This window comes from Pseudomonas sp. TH34 (genome assembly GCF_016650865.1).
Taxonomy (GTDB): Bacteria; Pseudomonadota; Gammaproteobacteria; order Pseudomonadales; family Pseudomonadaceae; genus Aquipseudomonas; species Aquipseudomonas yamanorum.
Genome location: NZ_JAEKFB010000029.1, coordinates 48,669 through 69,169 on the forward strand (window position 1 = coordinate 48,669; position 20,501 = coordinate 69,169).

Here is a 20,501-nt window from a genome sequence, read left to right on the forward strand (position 1 = left end):
ATGCCAGGCTCCCGGTACGCCGGACAGCCTGGCAATCGACCGCTTGTCTTTAAGCTTCCAGCTTGCCGCTTGAAGCTTGTAACTTGAAGCTGCCCGGAGGGCTCCTACATGAGCTATGTGATCGACCGACGTCTCAATGGCAAGAACAAGAGCACGGTAAACCGCCAGCGGTTCCTGCGGCGTTACCGTGACCACATCAAAAAGGCCGTCGAAGAGGCCGTCAGCCGCCGCTCCATCACTGACATGGAACATGGCGAACAGATCAGCATTCCCGGACGGGATATCGATGAACCGGTGCTGCATCACGGCCGGGGCGGCAAACAGACTGTCGTGCATCCCGGCAACAAGGAATTCACCAGCGGCGAACATATCCAGCGCCCCCAAGGCGGCGCGGGCGGCAAAGGCCCGGGCAAGGCTGGTAACTCCGGCGAAGGCATGGACGAGTTCGTGTTCCAGATCACCCAGGAAGAGTTCCTGGAATTCATGTTCGAAGACCTGGAACTGCCCAACCTGGTCAAACGCAACCTGACCGGTACCGACACCTTCAAGACCGTGCGCGCGGGGATCAGCAACGAAGGCAACCCCTCACGGATCAACATCATCCGCACCCTGCGTTCGGCCCATGCGCGGCGTATTGCCCTGTCTGGCAGCAGCCGGGCAAAACTGCGGGATGCCAAGGCAGAACTGGAGCGCCTGAAACGGGAAGAGCCAGACAACTTCGGCGATATTCAGGAAATCGAAGCCGAAATTGCCAAACTCAGCGCGCGAATTCACCGCGTGCCGTTTCTCGACACCTTCGACTTGAAGTACAACCTGCTGGTCAAGCAACCCAATCCCAGCTCCAAGGCAGTGATGTTCTGCCTGATGGACGTGTCCGGCTCCATGACCCAGGCGACCAAGGACATCGCCAAGCGCTTCTTTATCCTGCTGTACCTGTTCCTCAAGCGTAACTACGACAAGATCGATGTGGTGTTCATCCGCCATCACACCAGCGCCCGGGAAGTCGACGAAGAGGAGTTCTTCTACTCGCGGGAAACCGGCGGCACCATCGTTTCCAGCGCCTTGAAGCTGATGCAGGAAATCATGGCCGAACGCTATCCGGCCAATGAGTGGAACATCTACGCCGCCCAGGCCTCCGACGGCGACAACTGGAATGACGACTCACCCATTTGCCGCGACATCCTGATCAACCAGATCATGCCGTTCGTGCAGTACTACACCTACGTCGAAATCACCCCGCGTGAGCATCAGGCCCTGTGGTTCGAATACGAGCGCATCAGCGAAGCCTTCGCTGACACCTTCGCCCAGCAACAATTGGTCTCGGCCGGCGATATCTATCCGGTCTTCCGTGAACTCTTCCAGCGCAGGTTAGTGACATGACCGCCAAAGAGCATAAGCGCCAACCCATATCCACGGGGTCCGAATGGACCTTCGAACTGATCCAGGCCTATGACCGGGAAATCAGCCGCATCGCGGCGGGTTATGCCCTGGATACCTACCCCAACCAGATCGAAGTGATCACCGCCGAACAGATGATGGATGCCTATGCGTCCGTGGGCATGCCCCTGGGCTATCACCACTGGTCCTACGGCAAACACTTCCTCAGCACTGAAAAGTCCTACACCCGCGGCCAGATGGGCCTGGCCTACGAAATCGTTATCAACTCCGACCCGTGCATCGCCTACCTGATGGAAGAAAACACCATCTGCATGCAGGCGCTGGTGGTGGCCCACGCGTGCTACGGGCATAACAGCTTTTTCAAGGGTAACTACCTGTTCCGCACCTGGACCGATGCCAGCTCGATCATCGATTACCTGGTGTTCGCCAAGCAGTACATCATGCAGTGCGAGGAGCGCCATGGCATCGACGCGGTGGAAGACCTGTTGGACTCCTGCCATGCCCTGATGAACTACGGCGTAGACCGTTACAAACGCCCGTACCCGATTTCCGCCGAGGAAGAACGGCTACGCCAGAAGGACCGTGAAGAGCATCTGCAAAAGCAGATCAACGACCTGTGGCGCACCATTCCGAAACGCGCCGGCAAAAACAGCGACAAGGACAATGCGCGCTTCCCCGCCGAACCTCAGGAAAACATCCTGTACTTCATCGAAAAGCACGCGCCGTTGCTGGAACCCTGGCAGCGGGAAATCGTGCGGATCGTGCGCAAGATTGCCCAGTACTTCTACCCACAACGCCAGACCCAGGTGATGAACGAAGGCTGGGCCACGTTCTGGCACTACACCCTGATGAACGACCTTTACGATGAAGGCCTGGTGACCGACGGCTTCATGATGGAGTTCCTGACGTCTCATACCAGCGTGGTCTATCAACCGGGCTTCGACAGTCCGTACTACAGCGGCATCAACCCGTATGCATTGGGCTTTGCCATGTACCGCGACATCCGGCGCATGTGCGAACACCCCACCGAAGAAGACCGGCGCTGGTTCCCGGAGATTGCCGGCAGCGATTGGTTGTCGACGATCAAGTTCGCCATGAGCAGCTTCAAGGATGAAAGCTTCATTCTGCAGTACCTGTCACCTCAGGTGATTCGTGACCTCAAGCTGTTCAGCATCATGGATGACGACCTCAAGGACGACCTGCTGGTACCGGCGATTCATGATGAGCCGGGTTACCGCACCATCCGCGAGACCCTGGCAGCGCAGTACAACTTGGGCAACCGTGAACCCAACGTGCAGATCTACAGCATCGACGTACGCGGCGATCGCTCGCTGACCCTGCGACACCAGCAGCACGACCGTAAACCGCTGGGAGAGTCCACTGACGAGGTCCTCAAGCACCTGCACCGGTTGTGGGGGTTCGATATCCACCTGGAAACCCTGCAAGGCGACCAGGTGATGAAAACCCACCACGTTCCGCCCCGCAACGAACACGGCGACAACGATTACGGCCGCCTGGACCTGGCCGTCGTCCATCTGTGAAACGGCAAAGCCTCCATTGGCGGGCCGCAGGCGTTATCCTGTGCCGCTAATGGAGGCTTTTTCATGCAAATCTACAAAGTCGGCGGTGCGGTGCGTGATCGCCTGCTGGGCATCCCGGTTACCGATGTCGACCGTGTCGTAGTCGGCGCTACCACTGAAGAAATGCTCGCCCTGGGCTACAAGCCTGTGGGTTCGGACTTCCCGGTATTTCTTGACCCGAAAAATGGTGACGAGTACGCCCTCGCCCGCACGGAGCGCAAGAGCGGCCGGGGTTATGGTGGGTTTGTGTTTCACGCCAGTCCCGAAGTCACCCTGGAAGAAGACCTGATCCGCCGCGACCTGACCATCAATGCAATGGCAGAAGATGACGAGGGCAACCTGACCGATCCTTATCACGGTCAGCGCGACCTGGAAGCACGCATTCTGCGCCACGTTTCTCCCGCGTTTGCCGAAGACCCGCTCCGAGTCCTACGCGTTGCTCGCTTTGCCGCGCGATACGCCAGCCTTGGTTTTCGCGTTGCGCCAGAAACCCTCGAACTGATGCGCGAACTCAGCAATTCAGGCGAGCTGGAAGCCCTGACGCCTGAGCGCAGCTGGAAAGAAATTTCCCGCGCCCTGATGGAAGATCAGCCACAGGTATTTATCCAGGTGCTACGCGATTGCTGCGCGTTGAAAACCCTGATGCCTGAAATCGACGCGCTGTTCGGCGTACCACAACCAGAAGCCCATCACCCCGAGATCGATACCGGCATCCACACGCTGAGCGTGCTGGAGCAGGCGGCCATCCACGCCCAACCACTGACCGTGCGCTGGGCCTGCCTGCTGCACGACCTGGGCAAGGGCCTCACGCCTGTGGATAAATTGCCGCAGCACATTGCTCATGAACATCGCGGCCTGGCACTGATCAAGGCGGTGAACGAGCGCTTCAAGGTGCCAAGGGATTGCCAGGAACTGGCGTTACTGGTGGGCGAATATCACACCCACGGCCATCGCGCGCTGGAGCTGAAGCCCTCGACGCTGCTGGAGCTGCTGCAAAGTTTTGACGTTTATCGTCGCCCGCAGCGCTTTGAGGAGTTTGTGGTGGCGTGCGAGATGGACGCCCGCGGCCGCAAAGGCCTTGAGCAGAGAAGTTATCCACAAGCGGACTATTTGCGCGGCGCGGCGCTCGCCGCACGGGGTGTCGCGGTCGCACCGCTACTGGAGCAAGGATTCAAGGGCCCCGAGCTGGGTGAAGCGCTGAAACGCGAACGGCTCAAGGCGTTGAAAGCCTACAAGAGCGCATCCGGCGTTAACGGCTGATTCCGCCACTCGAAATCGACCGGCGCCAGTACCTGATCGATTTGCGCATCCTGCCAAAGCGCGGCAAATGTCTTGCCTGCTTCAGGATGCACACGTCCCGGCGCCATCAACGACAGCGGCCACAGCACAAACGCGTTCTTCAGGATTTCGGCCCGGGGCAGAATCAGGCCATCGAAGTTACCCACCAACTCGCCATACAGCAGCACGTCGATGTCCAGCGGCAAGCCCTTGCGATCCGGGGCGTAGCGGCCATTGTCGGCCTCGATGAATTTCAGTCGGCGGTCCAGCTCCATCAACGGCAGGTCGGTATAGGCCGACACCACCAGATTGAAGAACGGCCCGCTCTTGATGCCCACCGGCTGACTTTCAAACACCGGCGAACAGCGCAGATCCGTCAGGAAACCCGCCAGCGCATCGAGGCCAGCGCGTAAATGGGCCTCACGCTCGATATTGCTGCCAAGACCAAGGTAAACCTGAGTTAGCGACATCCGCGCTCGATCTCCACGCCCACGCCCTTGGCAGCCGGAACGGCGCCAGGCTTGGTCAGCTTGAGGTGCAGCCAGGGAATCTGGAATTCACTCATCAACACTTCAGCCAGGCGCTCGGCGAAGGTTTCCACCAGTTGGAACTGCGCCTGCTCGGAAAAGGCCTGGATGCGCGCGGAAACGCTGGCGTAATCCAGCGCCAGCGTCAGGTCATCACCGGCGGCGGCCGGGCGATTATCCCAGGCGAAGCTCAGGTCCAGACGCAGGCACTGCCGGATACCGCGCTCCCAGTCGTAGGCCCCGATCACGGTGTCGACTTCCAGGCCTTCGATAAACACTCTGTCCAAGCACTCTTCTCCGCTGCACGACAAGGGCGCAATGCCCCGTTAGAATCAGGGCGTCCTCGCCCGGAATAGTTAGCATGTTTTGGTTACTGGCGACTCTCGCCTACCTGCTCGGCTCGCTGTCCTTCGCCATTTTGCTCAGCCGCCTGACGGGAAATCCCGACCCGCGAATGAGTGGCTCAGGCAATGCCGGCGCCACCAATATGTTGCGCCTGGCCGGCAAGAAACTCGCCGTACTGACGTTGTTCGGCGACGTCTGCAAGGGCCTGCTGCCGGTGCTGATCGCCGATCTCTCCGGGCTGTCGCTGCAACAGCAAGCCTGGATCGGTGTCTGCGCGGTGCTCGGCCACCTGTTCCCGCTGTACTTCCGCTTTCGCGGCGGCAAAGGCGTTGCGACGGCGGCCGGCATGCTGCTGGGGATCTACCCACCGGCGGCGCTGCTGGCCATCCTGGCCTGGCTGCTGACGTTCTACCTGACCCGCACCAGCTCGCTGGCCGCATTGATCGCCACGCCCCTGACCCTGCCGTTGCTGGCCTGGCAGGAGCCGGCGGCGTTGGTGCCGATGAGCGTGCTCACTCTGCTGATCGTCTGGCGCCACCGGGGCAATTTACGCGACCTGTTTGCCGGGCGCGAACGGCATTTTTAAATACGCCCGGTGAACCCGGTTCACGTTCGCCGGTTACAGCGGCGGCAGTTGCTCCATCGGCCAGCGTGCCTGCACGCTGATTGCCAGGCTTTCATGCTGACCGGCCTGCAAACGCTGGCAACCGGCATAAGCGATCATCGCGCCGTTATCGGTACAGAATTCGGGGCGGGCGTAAAACACGTCGCCCTTCATGTCGCCGAGCATTTTCTCCAGGGAGCTGCGCAACGCCTTGTTCGCACTGACGCCGCCCGCGATCACCAGGCGCTTCATGCCCGCCTGCTTCAGGGCCCGCTTGCACTTGATGGTCAAAGTCTCCACCACGGCCTGCTGGAACGCCAGCGAGATGTCGCAACGGGCTTGCTCGCTGTCGTCTCCGGCGCTGACGCTCTGCTGCCAGGTATTCAGGGCAGAGGTTTTCAAGCCGCTGAAGCTGAACATCAGGCCAGGGCGATCGCACATCGGACGCGGGAAGGTGTAGCGCCCTGCCACGCCTTTTTCCGCCAGCCGCGCAATTTCCGGACCGCCGGGATAATTGAGGCCCATCATCTTCGCGGTCTTGTCGAACGCTTCACCGGCAGCGTCGTCCAGGCTTTCCCCCAGAAGCGTGTATTGACCGATTGCGTCGACCTGAACCAGCTGCGTATGGCCACCTGAAACCAACAAAGCGACGAACGGGAACTCTGGCGGGTTTTCTTCCAGCATCGGCGCCAGTAAATGGCCTTCCATGTGGTGCACACCGAGGGCCGGAATGCCCCAGGCAAATGCCAGCGCTTGGGCGCAAGAGGCCCCAACCAGCAGGGCTCCGACCAATCCCGGGCCTGCGGTATAGGCAACGGCATCGATCTCGGTCGGCACGCAGCCGGCCTCGTCCAACACCTGGCGAATCAATGGCAGCATGCGTTTCACATGATCACGGCTGGCCAGCTCCGGCACCACGCCACCATAGGCGCGATGCAGGTCGATCTGACTGAACAGTGCGTCGGCCAAAAGCCCGCGTTCACTGTCGTAAAGTGCGACACCGGTTTCATCGCACGAGGTTTCTAATCCCAGAACTAGCATGGGTTTGCGCCTTGTAGAGGCCGAATTCGAAGGCGCGCATAATAGTCGCCACTCCCCCTCCCGACTAGCGGTTTTCGATCAGAGGCTTTGCATTCCGGGCAATGAGGGGTTAACATCCGCAACCCTTAAAAACCGACGACCTCAGCCGCGAATTTTTTGCGACGAGAACGTTGATTCCCGGTAATGAAAGAAGGTAGCTCTGGATGCCAGCCGTCAAAGTAAAAGAGAACGAACCCTTCGACGTAGCTCTGCGTCGTTTCAAGCGCTCCTGCGAAAAAGCCGGTGTTCTGGCTGAAGTTCGTAGCCGCGAATTTTACGAGAAGCCAACTTCTGAGCGTAAGCGTAAAGCAGCAGCCGCTGTTAAGCGTCACGCCAAGAAAGTTCAGCGCGAGCAGCGCCGCGCCGTTCGTCTGTACTAATACACAGACGTTCGTAGCAAGCTTCTGCCAAGCCCGGCCCTCAGCCGGGCTGTTGGCATTTGCGGATATCGCTTGATGCTTCACCGTTGACGCCGCACATGCGACTGAAACGAACTGCTTCACACGTCAGGACTGGCTCTTTTGCCAGCGGTGCACGTCTCTTCTGACGAGCCTAACAAGGCTACTGACGAGCACACTTATTTTTTAACAGGCGATCAACAGGTCGGCTGCGCCCACCGATGAGCTTCCGAGGCCCCCACATGGCCAAGACCGGACTCCCGGGCAACATTTCTACGCCGGGCACTGATCGGAACTAACGTCAGTGAATGTTCGGCAGATACACTTCCTGACAGACCAAGCAGACGACAGTTGATCGAGCCGCACAATACGCGCGCCTTGAGCACTTTGCGGGCCCTCTTTTACACGCAGTGATGACGAGAACGCCATGGCCGGGCTAATTCCCCAGAGCTTTATTGACGACCTTCTGAACCGCACCGACATCGTCGATGTTGTCAGCTCGCGCCTGCAAATGAAAAAGGCCGGCAAGAACTACACCGCCTGCTGCCCGTTCCACAAGGAAAAGACCCCGTCCTTCAGCGTCAGCCCCGACAAGCAGTTCTACTACTGCTTCGGCTGCGGCGCCGGCGGCAACGCCCTCGGCTTCATCATGGACCACGACAACCTGGACTTCCCCCAGGCCGTCGAGGAACTGGCGAAAGCCGCCGGCATGGAAATCCCCCGCGAAGAAAGTGGCCGCCCGCACAAACCGCGGCAGCCCACCGATTCGCCGCTGTACCCACTGCTCACCGCGGCCGCCGACTTTTACCGCCAGGCGCTGAAAAGCCACCCGCAGCGCAAAGCCGCCGTCGATTACCTCAAGGGCCGCGGCCTGACCGGTGAAATCGCCCGCGACTTCGGCCTCGGCTTCGCCCCGCCCGGCTGGGACAATCTGTACAAGCACCTGAGCAGTGACACCCTGCAGCAAAAAGCCATGATCGACGCCGGCCTGTTGGTGGAAAACGCCGAGACCGGCAAGCGCTATGACCGTTTCCGCGATCGAGTGATGTTCCCGATCCGTGACAGTCGCGGCCGCATCATCGCTTTCGGCGGCCGGGTGCTGGGGGACGACAAGCCCAAATACCTGAACTCACCGGAAACCCCGGTGTTTCACAAAGGGCAGGAGCTGTACGGCCTGTTTGAAGCGCGCAAGAACAATCGCAACCTCGACGAAATCATCGTGGTTGAAGGCTATATGGACGTGATCGCCCTGGCCCAGCAAGGCTTGCGCAATGCCGTGGCCACCTTGGGCACCGCGACCAGCGAAGAGCACTTGAAACGCCTGTTTCGCGTAGTGCCCAACGTGCTGTTCTGCTTCGACGGCGACCAGGCCGGCCGCAATGCCGCCTGGCGCGCCCTTGAGTCAACCCTGTCGAGCCTGCAGGACGGACGCCGCGCACGCTTCCTGTTCCTCCCCGAAGGCGAAGACCCGGACACCCTGGTCCGCTCCGAAGGTACCGATGCGTTCCGCGCGCGCATCAACCAGCACGCACAACCGCTGGCCGATTATTTTTTCCAGCAACTGACCGAAGAGTCCGACCCGCGCTCCCTCGAAGGCAAGGCCCATATGGTCACCCTCGCGGCACCGCTGATCGACAAGGTTCCGGGAGCCAACCTGCGGACCCTGATGCGCCAGCGACTGCTGGAAATTACCGGATTGAGTGGCGAGGCCGTCAGCCAGCTGGCGCGCAGCGCGCCGCAAGAGGCACCGCCGGCCTACGACCCGGGCATGGATTACGACGCGATGCCGGACTATTCCGACTTCCACCAACCGCAGGAGGCCTACACGCCCCAGCAGGAGTGGACACCGAAGAAACCCGGCGCCGGCGGCAAGAAATGGGACAAGAAACCTTGGGACAAAAACGGCAAACGTGGCGGTGACCGTGACGAACCGCGCGGCCCGCGCGTCCCAGCAGCAGTAGAGCCACCTACGATGGCGGCCCTGCGTACACTTTTGCACCACCCGCAACTGGCACAAAAAGTCGAAGATGCGGGGCACTTTGCGGCTGAAGACCACACCAATACACAACTGTTGGTGGCCCTGCTCGAAGCCGTACAGAAGAATCCTAAGCTAAACTCATTCCAGCTGATTGCACGCTGGCACGGCACCGAACAGGGCCGCTTGCTAAAGGCGTTGGCAGAAAAGGAATGGCTGATTGATGGCGATAACCTTGAACAACAGTTTTTCGACACCATTACTAGCTTGGTAGCTCGTCAACGCGAGCGAAACCTGGAACAACTTCTTCGAAAAGCGCGTCAGAGTGAATTGACCGCCGAAGAGAAAAATCAACTGCGCGACCTTTTAAGTCGCAATGTTTCCGCATCAAACCCGACCTCAGCTGGCGTGTGAGGTCATAGCTCGGGTATAATCCTCGGCTTGTTTTTTGCCCGCCAAGACCTTCAGTGGATAGGGTGTTATGTCCGGAAAAGCGCAACAGCAGTCTCGTATCAAAGAGTTGATCACCCTTGGTCGTGAGCAGAAGTATCTGACTTACGCAGAGGTCAACGACCACCTGCCTGAGGATATTTCAGATCCAGAGCAGGTGGAAGACATCATCCGCATGATTAATGACATGGGGATCCCCGTACACGAGAGTGCTCCGGATGCGGACGCCCTTATGTTGGCCGACGCCGATACCGACGAGGCAGCCGCTGAAGAAGCAGCCGCCGCGTTGGCAGCGGTCGAGACCGACATCGGTCGCACGACTGACCCAGTGCGCATGTATATGCGCGAAATGGGTACGGTAGAGCTGCTGACACGTGAAGGCGAAATCGAAATCGCCAAGCGTATCGAAGAGGGCATCCGTGAAGTGATGGGCGCAATCGCGCACTTCCCAGGCACGGTTGACCACATTCTCTCCGAGTACACTCGCGTCACCACCGAAGGTGGCCGCCTGTCCGACGTCCTGAGCGGTTATATCGACCCGGACGACGGCATTGCGCCACCTGCGGCTGAAGTTCCTCCACCGATCGATGCCAAGGCTGCCAAAGCAGACGACGACACCGACGATGAAGAAGCTGAAGCCAGCACCGACGACGAAGAAGAAGTCGAAAGCGGTCCGGATCCGATCATCGCAGCCCAGCGCTTTGGTGCGGTCTCCGATCAGATGGAACTGGCTCGCAAGGCCCTGAAGAAGCACGGTCGCGGCAGCAAGCAGGCAACTGCTGAATTGCTGGCCCTGGCTGAACTCTTCATGCCGATCAAACTGGTACCGAAGCAATTCGAAGGCCTGGTTGAGCGGGTTCGTAGCGCCCTTGAGCGTCTGCGTGCACAAGAGCGTGCGATCATGCAGCTCTGTGTCCGTGATGCGCGCATGCCGCGTGCCGACTTCCTGCGCCAGTTCCCGGGCAATGAAGTCGACGAAAGCTGGACCGACGCACTGGCCAAAGGCAAAAGCAAATACGCTGAAGCCATTGGTCGCTTCCAGGCCGACATCGTTCGTTGCCAGCAGAAGCTGACTGCATTGCAGACCGAAACCGGTCTGACGATTGCCGAGATCAAGGACATCAACCGTCGCATGTCGATCGGTGAGGCCAAGGCCCGCCGCGCGAAGAAAGAGATGGTTGAAGCGAACTTGCGTCTGGTGATCTCCATTGCCAAGAAGTACACCAACCGTGGCCTGCAATTCCTCGATCTGATCCAGGAAGGCAACATCGGCTTGATGAAGGCTGTGGACAAGTTCGAATACCGTCGCGGCTACAAGTTCTCGACTTATGCCACCTGGTGGATCCGTCAGGCGATCACTCGCTCGATCGCCGACCAGGCCCGCACCATCCGTATTCCGGTGCACATGATCGAGACGATCAACAAGCTCAACCGTATTTCCCGGCAGATGTTGCAGGAAATGGGTCGCGAACCGACCCCGGAAGAGCTGGGCGAACGCATGGAAATGCCTGAGGATAAAATCCGCAAGGTATTGAAGATCGCTAAAGAGCCGATCTCCATGGAAACCCCGATCGGTGATGACGAAGACTCCCACCTGGGTGACTTCATCGAAGACTCGACCATGCAGTCGCCAATCGATGTTGCTACCGTTGAGAGCCTGAAAGAAGCGACTCGCGACGTACTGTCCGGCCTCACTGCCCGTGAAGCCAAGGTACTGCGCATGCGCTTCGGCATCGACATGAATACCGACCACACCCTTGAGGAAGTCGGTAAGCAGTTCGACGTTACCCGTGAGCGGATTCGTCAGATCGAAGCCAAGGCGTTGCGCAAGCTGCGCCACCCGACGAGAAGCGAGCATTTGCGCTCCTTCCTCGACGAGTGATCACAAAAACCCCGGCCCAGGCCGGGGTTTTTGCTTCTACAGATTAAATCCTCGCTGCCTCCCCTCCCCCGCAATGCCCGTCTACACTCGAAACATTCCCCGTGCCATAACGAGACCGTTATGCCCAGATTGCCGACCGTGTTACTGCTGTCGCTGCTGACCTGGACCGCAACGGCTGGCGCGTTGACTCTCACCGATGAAGAGCGTGGCTGGCTGGCGGACCACCAAGAGTTGCGCCTGGGCGTCGATGCCTCTTGGCCCCCCTTTGAATACCGCGATGAAGACGGTCGCTACCAGGGCCTGGCCGCCGATTACGTGCGGCTGATGCAGGATCGTCTTGGCATCAGGATCAAATTGATCGAGCCGGTCAACTGGAGCGCCGTGCTGGAACAGGCCCGTAACAACCAGCTCGACCTGTTGCCAGGCATCATGTCCACACCAGAACGCCAGAGTTTCCTGTCGTTTACCCGGCCTTATCTCGACTTCCCCATCGTCATCCTCGCCCATGAAGGGGGTCCGCAACCGCGCAGCCTCAAGGACTTGTATGGGTTGAAAGTCGCCGTGGTGGAAAACTATGCGCCCCACGAACTGCTGCGCACTCACCACCCAGACCTCAATCTGGTGGCCATGCCCAATGTCAGCGCAACGTTGCAAGCCCTGGCCACTGATAAGGTCGACGCCGTAGTCGGCGATCTGGCGTCCAGCGTATGGAGCCTGCGCCAACTCAAGCTGGAAGGCCTGTACATCAGCGGCGAGACACCCTACCGCTATCAGCTGGCTATGGGCGTCCCCAAGGACGACAAGATGCTGGTGGGCATCCTCGACAAGGTCCTGGCCGACATCAGCCCGGCAGAGACCGAAGCCATCCAGCAACGCTGGGTCGGCAATGTCATCGACCACCGCACCCTTTGGACGGACGTGCTGCTCTACGGGCTGCCAGCCGTACTGCTCCTGAGCATCGTGCTGGCCGTGGTTATCCGGATCAATCGTCGGCTCAGTTCGGAAATTTCCCGCCGGGTCGCCCTCGAACAGGAACTGCGCAGCAGCGAATACCACTATCGCGGCCTGGTCGAGAGCCTTTCCGCGATTGCCTGGGAAGCCAGCATCAGCGATTTCACCTACAGCTACGTGTCGCCCCATGCCGAGGAGCTGCTCGGCTATCCCCGCGCCCATTGGCTGATCCCGGGCTTCTGGCGCAACATCATCCACCCGGCCGACCTGACCCGAACAGAGGCCTATTGCTACGCCGAAACCCGGGCCAACCGCGACCACAGTGTCGACTACCGGGTAATCACCGCCGATGGCCGCTGTCTGTGGGTGCGGGACATCGTCAGCCTGATCGAACACGGCCACGAACCGGTGCTGCGCGGCCTGATGATCGACATCAGCGAAGCCAAGCGCACCGAGGAAGCGCTGCAGCTTTCGGAGCAGAAGTTTGCTTCCGTGTTCCAGCAATGCCCGGACATCCTGGTAATCGCCCGCCTGTCCGACGGCTGTCTGATGGAGGTCAATAAGGCATTCGAAGACCAGATCGGCCTGAGCGCTGAAGAAGTCGTAGGAAAAACCGCCACCGAACTGAATATCTGGGGCATCCAGGGCGTAGGCCCCGGCCTGCTGCAGCGGGTACAAACCACCAGCATCCGCAACCTGGAAATGCCCTTCCTGCGCAGTAACGGCCAGGCCTTCACTGGGCTGATCTCCGCCGAACCCTTTCAACTCGATACCACCGAAGCCCTGGTGGTGGTGGTGCGCGACATCACCCAACTGAAAGAAACCCAGCAACGCCTGCAAACCTCCGAGGAGAAATTCGCCAAGGCTTTCCACGCTTCCCCTGACGGCCTGCTGCTGAGCCGTCAGAGCGACGGTTTGCTGATTGAAGTCAACGAGGGATTCAGCCGCATCACCGGCTTCAACAGCGTCATGTCACTGGACCAGTCGACCCTGGACCTCGGCATCTGGGTCGACCTGAACGAACGCAAGCACATGCTGGAGCTACTGCAACGGGACGGATTTGTCCGCGACTTTGTCTGCCACATCCGCCGCAACGACGGCGAGATTCGCCTCTGCGAGGTCTCCAGCCGACCGCTGCCCATCGGCGACGAAGACTGCATGCTGACCATCGCCCGGGACATCACCGAGCGCCAACTGATGCAGGAAAAACTGCAACAGGCGGCCACCGTGTTCGAGAGCACCGCCGAAGGCGTACTGATCACCGACACCCGGCAAAACATCAGTGCCGTGAACCGCGCCTTCAGCGAGATCACCGGCTACAGCGAGGCCGAGGCCCTTGGCCAAACCCCGCGCCTGCTCGCTTCCGGCCTGCACGACAGCGCCTTCTACGCGGCCATGTGGCACCAACTGACCGCCAACGGCCACTGGCAAGGCGAGATCTCCAACCGGCGCAAGAGCGGCGAGCTGTACCCCAGCTGGCTGACCATCAGCGCGGTGCGCAACCGCGAGGAGTCGATCACTCACTTCGTCGCCGTGTTTGCCGACATCTCCAGCCTCAAGCACGCCCAGGCGCGCCTCGATTACCAGGCCCACCACGACCCGCTGACCGGCCTGCCCAACCGCACCCTGTTCGAAAGCCGCCTGCAGGCCGCCCTCAACAATCAACAGGAAAACGGCAGCCAGGGCGCCGTGCTGTTCCTCGACCTCGACCGCTTCAAACACATCAACGACAGCCTCGGCCACCCGATTGGCGACCTGCTGCTCAAGGACATCGCCGTGCGCCTCAAGGACCAACTGCGGGACGTCGACACCGTCGCCCGCCTGGGTGGCGACGAATTCATCATCCTGCTGCCCGGCCTGCAGCAAGCCAGCGACGCCGAACACCTGGCCAATAAACTGCTGGCCTGCTTCACCCCACCGTTCCAGGCGGGCGAGCATGAGTTCTTTATCAGCGCCAGCATCGGCACCAGCCTGTATCCACGGGACGGCATCGACGTCGCCACCCTGGTGAAAAACGCCGACGCCGCCATGTACCGCTCCAAGGCCAAGGGCCGCAACCGGGTCGAAAGCTACACCCAGGACCTCACCGCCCAGGCCAACGAACGCGTGGCGCTGGAACACGAACTGCGCCGGGCGATCGAACGCGACGAATTTTCTCTCTATTACCAGCCGAAGCTGAGCCTCGATACCCAACAACTGATCGGCGCCGAAGCCCTGATTCGTTGGCGCCACCCCACCTTCGGCGAAGTGCCGCCCGAGCACTTCATTGCCCTGGCCGAAGAGAACGGCATGATCCTGCAGATTGGCGACTGGGTACTGGAACAGGCCTGCCGGCAGATGCACCACTGGAGAAAAGCGTTTGATGACTTCGGCCCACTGTCCGTCAACCTCGCCGGCGCGCAACTGCGCCACCCCAACCTGCTGGCGCGCATCGAACAATTGCTCCGGGACAACCGCCTGGAGCCTGGCTGCCTGCAACTGGAGATCACCGAAAACTTCATCATGAGCCAGGCCGAAGAAGCGCTGGAGGTGCTGCATCAACTCAAGCGACTGGGCGTGCAACTGGCCATTGATGACTTCGGCACCGGCTACTCGTCCCTCAGCTACCTGAAACGCCTGCCGCTGGACTTCCTGAAGATCGACCAATCCTTCGTGCGCGGCCTGCCCGATGACCCACACGACGCCGCGATTGTGCGCGCCATCATCGCCCTGGGGCACAGCATGCAATTCACCATCATTGCCGAGGGCGTAGAAACACCGGCCCAGCAAGCGTTCCTGGCGGCGGAAGGTTGTGAACAGATGCAGGGCTACATCGTCAGCCTCCCGCTGCCGCCGGACCTTTTCGCCGCGACTTTCCTTCGTATGAGTGTTTCGGACTTTTCGGATGGCACAGCGAAGAAACCATCGCTATAATCCGCGGCCTACTGAGGGCCTATAGCTCAGTTGGTTAGAGCAGGGGACTCATAATCCCTTGGTCGTAGGTTCGAGTCCTACTGGGCCCACCATACTCAAAGCCGCGCACTGCGCGGCTTTCGTGGTTCTGGCGGAACCCTCTCCGATGCAGTCCTATGGTCCAAGGGTACAATTTAGGTACAGTGCTGGTTCGCCAGCCGCCTAGGAGCACCCTCTCATGGCTACTCTCGTCAAAACCCCTTCCGGCACCTGGAAGGCACTCATTCGTAAAAATGGCTGGCCCACTGTCGCCAAAACCTTCCGCACCAAGCGTGATGCGGAGGATTGGTCGAGGCGTACCGAAGAAGAAATGGTGCGTGGCGTGTACATCCGGCGTAGCGGCTCGGAGAAAATGACGCTAGAGGCTGCACTCAAGCGCTACCTGAGCGACATAACTCCAACCAAGAAGCCCACCACTCAGCGTGGCGAAACCTCGAAAGCCAAGAAACTCATCGAGCACCTGGGCAAATACTCCATGGCTGCCCTCTCCGCTGAAATCATCGCCGGCTATCGTGACAAGCGCCTGAACGAACCTAGCCGTGGTGGGACCATCAGCAACAACACCGTGCGCCTCGAACTGGCCTTATTGAGCCACCTGTACACGGTAGCGATTCAGGAGTGGGGGTTGGGTCTGACGTTCAACCCAGTGCTGAACATCCGGAAGCCAAGCCCTGGGGATGGTCGTGACCGAAGATTGTCGCCGGAGGAAGAACGCCTTCTGCTTGCGGCAGTGAATCGACACAGCAACCCTATGCTGGGGTGGATTGTTTGCATCGCTCTGGAAACGGGTATGCGCTCGTCAGAGATCTCATCCCTACGTCGCCCTCAAGTGGATTTGGCAAAGCGCGTCATTCGTCTCTCAGACACAAAGAACGACGGAGCCCGAACCGTTCCACTGAGCAAGCGCGCCACTGAAGTATTCAAAGCCGCGATGGATAACCCGGTGCGACCAATCGACTGCAGCCTGGTGTTCTTCGGCGAGCCTGGAAAGGACGGGAAGCGTCGGCCATATACCTTCACCAAGGTTTGGGGTCAGCTGAAAAAGAAGCTTGATCTACCTGACTTCAGATTTCACGACCTGCGCCATGAAGCAGTGAGTCGGCTTGTCGAAGGCGGACTGTCCGACCAAGAGGTATCAGCTATCAGTGGGCATAAATCGATGCAAATGCTTAAGCGTTACACGCACCTGAGAGCCGAAGACCTCGTCAGTAAACTGGACAAAATAACGAGACCTGGCGCTGAAGCTTGCTAATTTAAAACGGAGGATTTTGGCCACGCCCCCTCGCATTCGGGGCTTTTCTATATGCGAAATTGCACTCCACTTGACCACCTGACTGCATTTAGACCAGCACGTTTCGTGACCGTGAGCGGCGGAGAGCTGCGTATTGCTGCCGGTCGTGACCGGCAGAAATCGACCCATAACGGGCAGTCAAAACCCGGCGGAAATCGGCCAACAGCGGACACTCAAACGTGTCTACGAAGCTCGGGGCGATTCAGGATGATGGCAATTCACCATCTCAGTTGGGTAAACTTCTTCCTACTGCGCGTGAACACCTCTTTCATCGACGATGACGCAGCTTAGAAAGGAAGCTATGAAGCTTATTACTACTGCCAAAGCGTTGGAGCTGGAGTTTCAACGACTCATAAAATCCCACTCCAGTATTTCCCTCGGTGTGGCCTGGGCGTCGGCCTCAACTCCTTCCTACAACCTTTTGCTCGAACACAGGGACAAGATTCGCGTCGCGGTCATCGGTACACATTTCTATCAAACCGACGCGAATGTCCTTGATGACTTCGTTGACTGTGATCGCGTGAAGTTCGTATTGCAGACCAATGGTGTGTTTCACCCCAAGGTGTATCTATTCTGGAGCGATGATTACTGGGAAGCGCTGATCGGCAGCGCCAACTTTACGGCAGGTGCCTTCGGCCAAAATACTGAACTCTGTACATTACTAACGAAAGATGATGGCCTCAACCTTATGGAACTGCAGGCTCTAATTGGTGGCTACGCACAAAACGCCAGAACTGTTACCGGATCTGAGGCAGAACGGTACCGTCACCTCTGGGAATCGAAAAAGCCGGAGCTTCGCAAACTAATCAATCAATATGGCGAACAGACTACGCGCAAGCCTGCTATCGAATCCGTCGTAATGGGAATGGATTGGGACAGTTACCTTGCACAGATCAAAAAGGATAAGCAGCACGGCTTTAACGAACGCTTGGACCTTCTCGATTGGATTCAACAAGCATTCGCAAGTGCGTCCCGATTCAAGGACATCGACGCCCAAAGCCGGCGAGTAATCGCGGGACTCCCCAATCAAATTATGGAATCGGCGGCCTGGTTTGGTTCCATGCAAGGTGCAGGCATATTCAAGAATGTCGTAATCGAACATCCCCTGCATTTGTCGAACGCGCTGGATGCAGTACCCAGCTCCGGAACTGTCACTCGAGCGCAATATCAGCGCTTCATCAAAGAATTTCGCAAGGCATTTCCGAACGGCGGTGATGGAATAGGAACCACCACACGTTTGCTCAGTATGAAGCGACCCGACCAGTTTCTTTGCGTCGACAGTGCGAACCTGAAGCGATTAGCCAAAGATGTGGGAATCAACCGTGCCGACCTACTCGATTACAACCGTTACTGGGACGAGATCGTGGAAAGGATAATGGACGCACCATGGTGGAAGTCCAAACCACCAACGAAGGATGCCGATCTGAGGGCTTGGAAGGCAAGAGCGGCGATGATGGATGCACTCTTCTATGAACCCAAGCCGCATTAAAAAACCACAGCAACCACAATGAAGAAATCTTGACATTTAATAAGGGAATGAAATGGACAAGCACCTCGATATGACTACTCAGTTCCACAACAAACTTCAAAAGTTATTAGCGAGTAAAACTCGTCATACCTGCATGTACCCGAACTGTTCCGAGCCGGCAATTCATGCGCACGCAATTTCTAAAGAGCATGCGCTTCGTGCCGTCGCAGAGGATGGACTTCTTATTCATGCCCAGCCCTTTCGCTCCGACAGAGAGCTATATAAAGAAATCAAGTTCGAAGAAGTCGGAATCGAAAAAGCGACCACCTTCAAAGGCTTCTGCAAGAATCACGACTCGAAATTTTCCGCACTCGACAAATCAGGCATCAATACATTCGGCGACGTTTTTCTTCAGCTATACCGATCTTTTGCAAGCATCGTATTCGAAGACAAAGCTTATTTGACCAGCGCACGGCACGCAGGCGACAACGAAAATTTTAATGAGCACTTTGAATTAAGCAAGCCTATCAGTGCCGCTCGCGCATTGGCATTGTCTTATGATTTGATAGATGGTTATGAAAGTGCTGATGAGGAACTGCCTTCCGGCAACAGATTAAAGCTCACGCCATTTTCCACTGTCGCCGGCATGAGTGCACATGTTCTCGTTCGCAGAATAAACTTTCCGTGCCCGGTTGCACTACAGAAGAAATTTGTTCTTTGGGAAAATGGCGAGTTTTTTGACACCTTTGTATTCGTCATTCCGTCAGAAAGCTCCCCTACGATGATTATCGTCTGTGATCCCAGGTACACAGACAGGCTATTCGGCAAGGTACGCACAGACATTGACACATTAAACTTCATAGAGACGTGTATGATTTGTGATGGCAACTGGTGGCTCGCACCATCAATCGTGCGCGGGTGGTCAAAAGAAAAATTTGAACTTATAGAAAGCGACTACTGGAATTTCCACGAAATAAAATTCCTTGACCTCTACGACGTCTCACTTTTTGATGAGATAAGGATCAAGCTCTGTGAGTCGCTGCCAAGCGCTGAGCGTGATAAAGAAATTTCGAAGATCGAAAGCTTTCCAGCCAGGCAAGCACCAGAGCTGCGCAAACTAGCATTTTCGGTAAAGGTTGAACGCGACAAAATTCGCGTAAAAGAAAAATTTCCGGAAGGCATCATTATCGACGAGGAGCGCTAACTTCAGCATTCCACGGGCCACCCTACCGAGGGGAGGGGTGGCCATTTCATAGAGTTTTCTCTTTCATAACCGCATCCAGCAATGTAGTGTCTGCATAATGAACTTTCTAAAATTTCTCAAGACAAAAATATCTAATACACCTACTACCTCTGAACTACGAAAAACTGACGACTCCCCCTCCAGCAAAATAGAACAAAACAGGGAAACTCCAACAAAATCAATTCCAGACTTCTCCAACACACACAGATCCATAATGGACATCTGGAATAAAATCGGTGCGACACCCTGCACTGTTGAAACCGACACAATATTATACTCAGGAATCCGTTCAAAGTCGCCCATCGTAAATATCAATGAGCTCTTAAAAAGCCGCGACAACTTATGGATGTCTCAAAGTGCTTTTTATGCCGGCGAATATTGCTACCGCAACCCTAGCCCAACAACTTATTTTGCACTGTTAAAATTTCGCATTACTCGACCAACTCCTATCCTGGAGTTTCCAAATAAATTCCATCCAGCCACTGCTTTTTTTGAGTACATAGAAACTGACTCCGGATTCGAAGTTGACTATTCTACCCCACCAAAATATCAGTGGTTCGAGCATGGACAAGTCGATCATCATATAGATGTCTTCTTTCGCGACATTGTGAAGAACGGCAGCTTCAAAGTTGAGCCGATTGGCCACATGCGAAGAGCCATAAAGCATCAGCTTGGCGCAACTCCCGGAGAAATAATCGAACTATACATTGGGGATTTCAGCAGCATCGAGGTTATTGACTGGATAGTGCCGCCCGCGACAAAACTGGAATATATTGACTTGATTGGCTCCAATCATGGAAATGCTGCAAACATTCTATTTCCTTAGAGTCAACTTCGTCGATAAAAGTCTTTAAAAAAGATAGAAATTTTTGAGGAGCAGAAAGGGGATAGATTTATTTCCCACTGCGTTACAGCCCGCTTCTGGACGTTCTCTTACGGTCGTCGCTGCGGCGTGTGTTGGTAAATACAATGTAACCGGTTGGTCGCCACGAATGCAATTCACTGGTCAGTGGCGATGCAAATGGGGTGGTCAAGTCTATGCAGTTGCGCACCGTAACCGTAAAATATGCAAAGAGCCG

The 20,501-nt window shown here is 57.4% G+C and carries 15 protein-coding genes and 1 tRNA gene; 13 read left to right on the forward strand and 3 right to left on the reverse strand.

Annotated elements, in window-relative coordinates:
- Nucleotides 1–108: 108 nt before the first annotated feature.
- The 3 genes from JFU58_RS21270 (at nucleotide 109) to JFU58_RS21280 (ending at nucleotide 4,238) form a co-directional block, all read left to right on the forward strand.
- Nucleotides 109–1,380: a YeaH/YhbH family protein gene (locus JFU58_RS21270; protein WP_003211000.1), complete on the forward strand. Its 1,272-nt coding sequence runs from the start codon at nucleotides 109–111 to the stop codon at nucleotides 1,378–1,380.
- On the forward strand, nucleotides 1,377–2,939 hold the full coding sequence (locus tag JFU58_RS21275; protein ID WP_201142124.1) for a SpoVR family protein: 1,563 nt from the start codon (nucleotides 1,377–1,379) through the stop codon (nucleotides 2,937–2,939). The genes JFU58_RS21270 and JFU58_RS21275 overlap by 4 nt, the downstream gene beginning before the upstream one ends.
- A 63-nt stretch (nucleotides 2,940–3,002) precedes the next feature.
- The gene (locus tag JFU58_RS21280; protein ID WP_177070826.1) at nucleotides 3,003–4,238 is read left to right on the forward strand and encodes a multifunctional CCA addition/repair protein; all 1,236 of its coding nucleotides are present in this window, start codon (nucleotides 3,003–3,005) and stop codon (nucleotides 4,236–4,238) included.
- Here JFU58_RS21280 and folK read toward each other — a convergent pair.
- Together folK and folB are read right to left on the reverse strand one after the other, a co-directional pair.
- Nucleotides 4,208–4,726 carry a 2-amino-4-hydroxy-6-hydroxymethyldihydropteridine diphosphokinase gene (folK, locus tag JFU58_RS21285; RefSeq protein ID WP_201142126.1) on the reverse strand — a complete coding sequence of 173 codons (519 nt, stop codon included), beginning with the start codon at nucleotides 4,724–4,726 and terminating at the stop codon, nucleotides 4,208–4,210. The two genes, JFU58_RS21280 and folK, sit on opposite strands and share 31 nt — an antisense overlap.
- Nucleotides 4,717–5,070, reverse strand: coding sequence for a dihydroneopterin aldolase (gene folB / locus JFU58_RS21290; protein ID WP_201142128.1), 354 nt, complete (start codon nucleotides 5,068–5,070; stop codon nucleotides 4,717–4,719). The genes folK and folB overlap by 10 nt, the downstream gene beginning before the upstream one ends.
- A gap of 74 nt (nucleotides 5,071–5,144) precedes the next feature.
- Here folB and plsY point away from each other — a divergent pair, with 74 nt between their 5' ends.
- Complete coding sequence (gene plsY / locus JFU58_RS21295; RefSeq protein ID WP_177070828.1) at nucleotides 5,145–5,714, forward strand: glycerol-3-phosphate 1-O-acyltransferase PlsY; 570 nt, start codon at nucleotides 5,145–5,147, stop codon at nucleotides 5,712–5,714.
- A 33-nt stretch (nucleotides 5,715–5,747) separates the two neighbouring features.
- Here the strand turns inward: plsY and tsaD are convergent, their stop codons facing one another.
- Nucleotides 5,748–6,773 (reverse strand): tRNA (adenosine(37)-N6)-threonylcarbamoyltransferase complex transferase subunit TsaD, encoded by a 1,026-nt coding sequence (tsaD, locus tag JFU58_RS21300; protein ID WP_201142130.1) that lies wholly within the window; start codon nucleotides 6,771–6,773, stop codon nucleotides 5,748–5,750.
- 203 nt (nucleotides 6,774–6,976) lie between these two features.
- Between tsaD and rpsU the strand changes: the two genes are divergently transcribed.
- The 9 genes from rpsU (at nucleotide 6,977) to JFU58_RS21345 (ending at nucleotide 20,248) form a co-directional block, all read left to right on the forward strand.
- Nucleotides 6,977–7,192 (forward strand): 30S ribosomal protein S21, encoded by a 216-nt coding sequence (rpsU, locus tag JFU58_RS21305; RefSeq protein ID WP_002551877.1) that lies wholly within the window; start codon nucleotides 6,977–6,979, stop codon nucleotides 7,190–7,192.
- 445 nt (nucleotides 7,193–7,637) lie between these two features.
- Nucleotides 7,638–9,599 (forward strand): DNA primase, encoded by a 1,962-nt coding sequence (gene dnaG, locus JFU58_RS21310; protein WP_003211012.1) that lies wholly within the window; start codon nucleotides 7,638–7,640, stop codon nucleotides 9,597–9,599.
- A 67-nt stretch (nucleotides 9,600–9,666) separates the two neighbouring features.
- Entirely contained in the window at nucleotides 9,667–11,517 is a 1,851-nt protein-coding gene (rpoD, locus tag JFU58_RS21315; RefSeq protein WP_063026748.1) for an RNA polymerase sigma factor RpoD, read from the forward strand.
- Nucleotides 11,518–11,637: 120 nt separating this feature from the next.
- Nucleotides 11,638–15,381, forward strand: coding sequence for a bifunctional diguanylate cyclase/phosphodiesterase (locus JFU58_RS21320; RefSeq protein ID WP_177025545.1), 3,744 nt, complete (start codon nucleotides 11,638–11,640; stop codon nucleotides 15,379–15,381).
- A gap of 15 nt (nucleotides 15,382–15,396) precedes the next feature.
- Nucleotides 15,397–15,473, forward strand: a tRNA-Ile gene (locus tag JFU58_RS21325).
- Nucleotides 15,474–15,598: 125 nt separating this feature from the next.
- Nucleotides 15,599–16,672, forward strand: a complete 1,074-nt coding sequence (locus tag JFU58_RS21330; protein ID WP_201142132.1) for a site-specific integrase — start codon at nucleotides 15,599–15,601, stop codon at nucleotides 16,670–16,672.
- A 340-nt stretch (nucleotides 16,673–17,012) separates the two neighbouring features.
- Nucleotides 17,013–18,200: a phospholipase D family protein gene (locus tag JFU58_RS21335; protein ID WP_201142134.1), complete on the forward strand. Its 1,188-nt coding sequence runs from the start codon at nucleotides 17,013–17,015 to the stop codon at nucleotides 18,198–18,200.
- A gap of 52 nt (nucleotides 18,201–18,252) precedes the next feature.
- Nucleotides 18,253–19,383: a hypothetical protein gene (locus tag JFU58_RS21340; RefSeq protein ID WP_201142136.1), complete on the forward strand. Its 1,131-nt coding sequence runs from the start codon at nucleotides 18,253–18,255 to the stop codon at nucleotides 19,381–19,383.
- Between the two features lie 253 nt (nucleotides 19,384–19,636).
- Nucleotides 19,637–20,248, forward strand: coding sequence for a hypothetical protein (locus JFU58_RS21345; RefSeq protein WP_201142138.1), 612 nt, complete (start codon nucleotides 19,637–19,639; stop codon nucleotides 20,246–20,248).
- Nucleotides 20,249–20,501: the final 253 nt, after the last annotated feature.

Excerpts from the sequence above, each read along its gene's own strand:
- JFU58_RS21270 (WP_003211000.1), top strand. The coding sequence starts at position 109 with ATGAGCTATGTGATCGACCGACGTCTCAATGGCAAGAACAAGAGCACG.
- JFU58_RS21275 (WP_201142124.1), top strand. The coding sequence starts at position 1,377 with ATGACCGCCAAAGAGCATAAGCGCCAACCCATATCCACGGGGTCCGAA.
- JFU58_RS21280 (WP_177070826.1), top strand. The coding sequence starts at position 3,003 with ATGCAAATCTACAAAGTCGGCGGTGCGGTGCGTGATCGCCTGCTGGGC.
- folK (WP_201142126.1), bottom strand. The coding sequence starts at position 4,726 with ATGTCGCTAACTCAGGTTTACCTTGGTCTTGGCAGCAATATCGAGCGT.
- plsY (WP_177070828.1), top strand. The coding sequence starts at position 5,145 with ATGTTTTGGTTACTGGCGACTCTCGCCTACCTGCTCGGCTCGCTGTCC.
- tsaD (WP_201142130.1), bottom strand. The coding sequence starts at position 6,773 with ATGCTAGTTCTGGGATTAGAAACCTCGTGCGATGAAACCGGTGTCGCA.
- rpsU (WP_002551877.1), top strand. The coding sequence starts at position 6,977 with ATGCCAGCCGTCAAAGTAAAAGAGAACGAACCCTTCGACGTAGCTCTG.
- dnaG (WP_003211012.1), top strand. The coding sequence starts at position 7,638 with ATGGCCGGGCTAATTCCCCAGAGCTTTATTGACGACCTTCTGAACCGC.
- rpoD (WP_063026748.1), top strand. The coding sequence starts at position 9,667 with ATGTCCGGAAAAGCGCAACAGCAGTCTCGTATCAAAGAGTTGATCACC.
- JFU58_RS21320 (WP_177025545.1), top strand. The coding sequence starts at position 11,638 with ATGCCCAGATTGCCGACCGTGTTACTGCTGTCGCTGCTGACCTGGACC.
- JFU58_RS21330 (WP_201142132.1), top strand. The coding sequence starts at position 15,599 with ATGGCTACTCTCGTCAAAACCCCTTCCGGCACCTGGAAGGCACTCATT.
- JFU58_RS21335 (WP_201142134.1), top strand. The coding sequence starts at position 17,013 with ATGAAGCTTATTACTACTGCCAAAGCGTTGGAGCTGGAGTTTCAACGA.
- JFU58_RS21340 (WP_201142136.1), top strand. The coding sequence starts at position 18,253 with ATGGACAAGCACCTCGATATGACTACTCAGTTCCACAACAAACTTCAA.
- JFU58_RS21345 (WP_201142138.1), top strand. The coding sequence starts at position 19,637 with ATGGACATCTGGAATAAAATCGGTGCGACACCCTGCACTGTTGAAACC.